The following is a 4,739-nucleotide window of genomic DNA, read 5'->3' as shown; positions in this document are numbered from 1 at the left end:
CGGCGGACCCGGCGGGCTCGCGCAGGCCCGCGGCCACGGCGACGCCCGTCTCGAGGGCCTCGGTCGGGTCCGGTCCGGGTGCGGCACCGCCGCGGAACCGGCGCGCGCTCAGCCGCGGCCGCAGCGACGTGCGCGCAGCAGGCGTCACACGTTCGTGGTCCCCCTCGGCCGACACCTGAGTGAGGATAGGGCCCGGGCGGTCGGTGCGGCGCGACCTGGGCGCTAGCCTTCGCACGTGATCGGCTCCACCCGGCTCAGCGAACTCGATCCCCAGGTCGAGGGTGCGCTGCGGATGCCGGACCCGCGGTCGGGCCCGGTGCGCTCGCTGGTGACCCGCCTGGCGATCGCGGTGTTCGCGCTCGGCGCGACGACGTTGATCGTCTTCTTCGGGCGCGACGGCTACCTCGACAACAACGGTACGGGCGAGATCTCGCTGCTCGACGCCCTCTACTACGCGACGGTGTCGCTGTCGACGACCGGCTACGGCGACATCGTGCCGGTCAGCCCGATGGCCCGCTCCATCAACATCGCGGTGATCACCCCGTTGCGGGTGCTGTTCCTGATCGTCCTCGTCGGTACGACCGTCGAGCTGCTCACCGAGCGCTCGCGGCAGTCGTTCCGGATCCAGCGCTGGAGGTCGCGCGTGCGCGAGCACATCGTCGTCGTCGGCTACGGCACCAAGGGGCGCGCGGCGGTGGAGACGCTGCTCGGCGACGACGTGGACCCCGGGAAGATCGTCGTCGTCGACACCGACCGGGCGCGGCTGGACGTGGCCTCCGGGCTGGGCCTGGTCACCGTGTCCGGCAACGCGACCCGCTCCGCGGTGCTCCGCATCGCCGGGGTGCAGCTGGCGACGACGCTGGTCGTCGCCCTGGACCGCGACGACACCGCGGTGCTGGTCACCCTGACCGCCCGCGAGCTGTCCAAGTCGATCTCGATCGTCGCCGCGGTGCGCGAGGCGGAGAACGTCCACCTGCTCCGCCAGTCCGGCGCCAGCTCGGTGATCGTGTCCGACGAGACGGCCGGGCGGCTGCTGGGCGTCGCGACCCGCTCGCCCGCCGTCGTCGAGGTGGTGGAGGACCTGCTCACCCCGGACGCCGGCTTCGCGATCTCCCAGCGCCAGGTCGAGCCGACCGAGGTCGGCGGCTCCCCGCGGCACCTGCCCGACATCGTGCTCGGCGTGGTGCGTGGCGAGCAGCTCCACCGGGTCGACTCGGCCGCCGTCGACGCGCTGGAGCGGGGTGACCAGCTGCTCTACGTCCGCAAGGCGACCCCGCCGGACGAGGAGTAGCTCGGCCCCTTGACCTGAAGTCGGCTTCAGGTCACAGAGTGGTCGCATGCGATCACCGACCGGCTACGCCGACCTCGCCGGGCTGATGACCCGGATGACCGGCGACGAGAAGCACGAACCCGCCGCGACCTCCACCCTCGACGTCCTGTGGGTCCTCTACGACCGCGTCCTGCGCGTCGACCCGCAGCACCCCGACGACCCCGACCGCGACCGCTTCCTGGTCTCCAAGGGGCACGGCCCGATGGCGCTCTACGCCGTCCTCGTCGCCCGCGGGTTCCTCGACGACCACCTGCTCGACCGGTTCGCCGGGTACGACTCGACCCTCGGGCACCACCCCGACCGCACGCTCGTGCCCGGGGTGGAGATCTCCTCCGGCTCGCTCGGCCACGGGCTCGGACTGGCCGTCGGCACCGCGTCGGGGCTGCTGCTGCAGGGCCGCGACGCGCGCACCGTCGTCCTCGTCGGCGACGCCGAGCTCGACGAGGGCTCCAACTTCGAGGCGATCCAGTACGCGGGCCGCGCCGGGCTGTCCGGACTGAGCGCCGTCGTCGTCGACAACAGCTCGGCCTCGCACGGCTGGCCCGGCGGGATCGCCGGCCGCTTCACCGCGGAGGGCTGGGTCGCCGTCGACGCCGACGGCCGCGACCACGACGCACTGGAGCGCGCGTTCCGCACCGACCACACCGACCGGCCGCTCGCCGTCGTCGCGCACGTCGAACCGAAGGGGAGCCCCCGATGACCGGCTTTGCTCTGCTCACCGATACGCAGCAGCCCACTCCCTCCGGCCCCGTGACCCCGCCCGACCTGCGGGAACGCTTTTATGCGCTGCTGCCGGAGCTGATCGCGTCCGACACGCGGGCCGTCGCGCTCCTGGCCGACATCGGGGCCGGCTACGTCGACGTCCCGCCCGACCTCGCCGACCGCGTGATCAACGTCGGCATCCGCGAGCAGCTGCTCGTCTCCACCGCCGGTGGGCTCGCGCTGACCGGGATGCGCCCGGTCGTGCACACCTTCGCGCCGTTCCTCGTCGAACGGCCCTACGAGCAGCTCAAGCTCGACCTCGGGCACCAGGGCGTCGGGGCGCTGCTGGTGTCGGCCGGCGGGTCCTACGACATGGCGGGCGCGGGGGAGACCCACTTCGGCCCGCGCGACGTGCCGCTGCTCGACACCCTCGACGGTTGGACCGTCCACGTGCCCGGGCACGCCGACGAGGCGGAGGCGCAGCTGCGGGCCGCCCTGCCCGGCGACGACCGGGTCTACGTCCGGCTCTCGGGCGCGTCCAACGCGCGGCCCTACGGGGCGGGCCCGTCGATGACGGTGCTGCGGCGGGGGCGCCGGGGGACGGTCGTCGCGGTGGGGCCCCTGGCGGACCGGACGCTCGCCGCCGTCGCCGACCTGGACGTGACCGTCCTGTACGCCGGGACCGTCCGCCCGTTCGACGCGGCCGGCCTGCGCGCCACGCTGTCCGAGCCGGATGTCGTGCTCGTGGAGCCCTACCTCGCCGGGACCTCGGTGCGGCACGTCTCCGACGCGCTCGCCGACCTGCGGCACCGGGTCCTCGGGCTCGGGGTCGGCGCCGCCGAGCTGCGTCGCTACGGCAGCCCGGAGGACCACGACGCCGCGCACGGCCTGGACGTCGCGGGCATCCGCCGGTCGGTGACGCGCTTCCTCTCGTAGGGTCGGGGCGTGCGTCTGGCCACCTGGAACGTGAACTCCGCGAAGTCCCGGCTGCCGCGGCTGCTGCCGTGGCTCGACGAGCGGGAACCCGACGTCGTCTGCCTCCAGGAGACCAAGCTCTCCGACGACGACTTCGCCGCGGCCTTCGACGAGGCACTGGCCGAGCGCGGCTACGCGAGCGCGCACCACGGCCAGGGCCGGTGGAACGGCGTCGCCCTGCTGTCGCGGGTGGGTCTGGACGACGTCGTGCGCGGCCTGCCCGACGAGCCCGTCTTCACCGAGGGCGGGCTGGAGGTCCCGGACGCGCGCTCCGTCACCGCCACCTGCGGCGGGCTGCGGGTCACCTCGGTGTACGTGCCGAACGGCCGCAGCCCGGAGGACCCGCACTACGCCTACAAGCTGCGCTGGCTCGGTGCACTGCGCGAGCTGGTCGCGACGGGCGACCCCGCGTCGACCGTGGTGGCCGGGGACGTGAACATCGCCCCCACCGACGACGACGTCTGGGACCGTTCCCTGTTTGACGGCGCCACCCACGTCACCCCCGACGAGCGGGCCGCGCTCGCCGCGCTGCTCGGGACCGGGCTGCGCGACGTCCTGCGCGAGCGCTGGCCCGACGAGCGCGTGTTCAGCTACTGGGACTACCGGGCCGGCCGGTTCCACCAGGACCAGGGGATGCGGATCGACCTGGTGCTGGCCGGGTCGGGCCCGGCCGACCGTCGCGCGGCGGTGTGGGTGGACCGCAAGGCGCGCAAGGGGAAGCTCCCCAGCGACCACGCCCCGGTCGTCCTGGACCTCGACGAGGCCCCCGACGGCGACGTCGGCCCGGTCGTCCCGCCGCCCTCGGCCCCGGCACCGCTCAGCCGTCGGCGATAACCACTCGCCGCCCGCGTGGGACCTGTCGTGTGGTTCGAGTTGCAACATCCGGAGTAAGCCGATAGCCCATCAGGCGTACACCGCTACCTCCGGGGGATGACTCGCATGACGACGACCACGAACCACCCGCGCCGGATCAGCCGCACCGTCGGTGCCGCCGTCGCCGCGGCCGCACTCGTGGGGCTGACCGCCTGCGGTGGCGAGACGCCGCAGGTGCCGAACCTGCCCGACAACCTCCCGCAGGTCCCGGGCGTCGGCGACCCGCGCCAGGCGTTCGGCGACGCGCACCAGAAGGCGCTCGGCCTCGCCGCGCTCGGCGGCATCGGCCTGGAGCAGGGCGTCGGGGACAAGGTCAAGGAGCTCGCGCCGCAGGTGCAGGGCGAGGGCCAGCAGATCAACGACAAGCTGCGGGGGCTGGCGTCGTCGATCGGCGTCTCGCTGCCCGACCAGGTCTCCCCGGAGATCCAGTCCCAGGTCGACGACCTCAAGGCCCGCACCGGTGAGCAGTTCGACCAGGGCTGGCTGCAGGCCGCGCAGGAGCAGGTCGGACAGCTCAGCGACCAGGCCCAGCAGCTGCTGAACGTCCCCGGCCTGCCGCCGGAGCAGCTCGATCAGGCCCGCGCGCAGCTCACGAACCTGGGTGAGCTGAAGACCAAGCTGGACCAGGCCGCGGCCGAGGCCGGGGCCACGACCCCGGGCTCCGGCTCGGACAACCCCGGGAACGGCACCGACGGGAACGGCACCGACGGGAACGGCGCCGACGGGAACGCCGCCGGGCCCGGCGACGGGACCGCGCCCGGTGCGGGCACCGGCAACGGCAACGGCAACGGCAACGGCTCGGCCTCCGGTTCCGGTGACGCCGCGGGCCGGGGCGGCTCCGGCGCGCCCGCCGTCGACG

The 4,739-nt window shown here is 74.2% G+C and carries 5 protein-coding genes; all 5 read left to right on the top strand.

All coding sequences use genetic code 11. The features are described 5' to 3' along the window. Positions 1 to 292 precede the first annotated feature (292 nt). Complete coding sequence (locus tag GTW08_RS08615; protein ID WP_202416755.1) at positions 293 to 1,291, top strand: potassium channel family protein; 999 nt, start codon at positions 293 to 295, stop codon at positions 1,289 to 1,291. A gap of 46 nt (positions 1,292 to 1,337) precedes the next feature. Next, entirely contained in the window at positions 1,338 to 2,030 is a 693-nt protein-coding gene (locus GTW08_RS08610) for a transketolase (protein ID WP_073578341.1), read from the top strand. Beyond that, complete coding sequence (locus GTW08_RS08605; protein WP_083659140.1) at positions 2,027 to 2,968, top strand: transketolase family protein; 942 nt, start codon at positions 2,027 to 2,029, stop codon at positions 2,966 to 2,968. The genes GTW08_RS08610 and GTW08_RS08605 overlap by 4 nt, the downstream gene beginning before the upstream one ends. Before the next feature lie 9 nt (positions 2,969 to 2,977). After that, on the top strand, positions 2,978 to 3,841 hold the full coding sequence (locus tag GTW08_RS08600) for an exodeoxyribonuclease III (protein ID WP_073578342.1): 864 nt from the start codon (positions 2,978 to 2,980) through the stop codon (positions 3,839 to 3,841). Positions 3,842 to 3,946: 105 nt separating this feature from the next. After that, positions 3,947 to 4,739 (top strand): DUF4142 domain-containing protein (locus GTW08_RS08595; RefSeq protein WP_161151737.1); only part of this gene is annotated, 793 nt, incomplete at its 3' end.

The sequence above is a fragment of the Pseudonocardia sp. SID8383 genome (genome assembly GCF_009864975.1).
Taxonomy (GTDB): Bacteria; Actinomycetota; Actinomycetes; order Mycobacteriales; family Pseudonocardiaceae; genus Pseudonocardia; species Pseudonocardia alni.
Note: the sequence above shows the minus strand (reverse complement) of the source record. Positions and strands in the feature narration are given on the sequence as shown.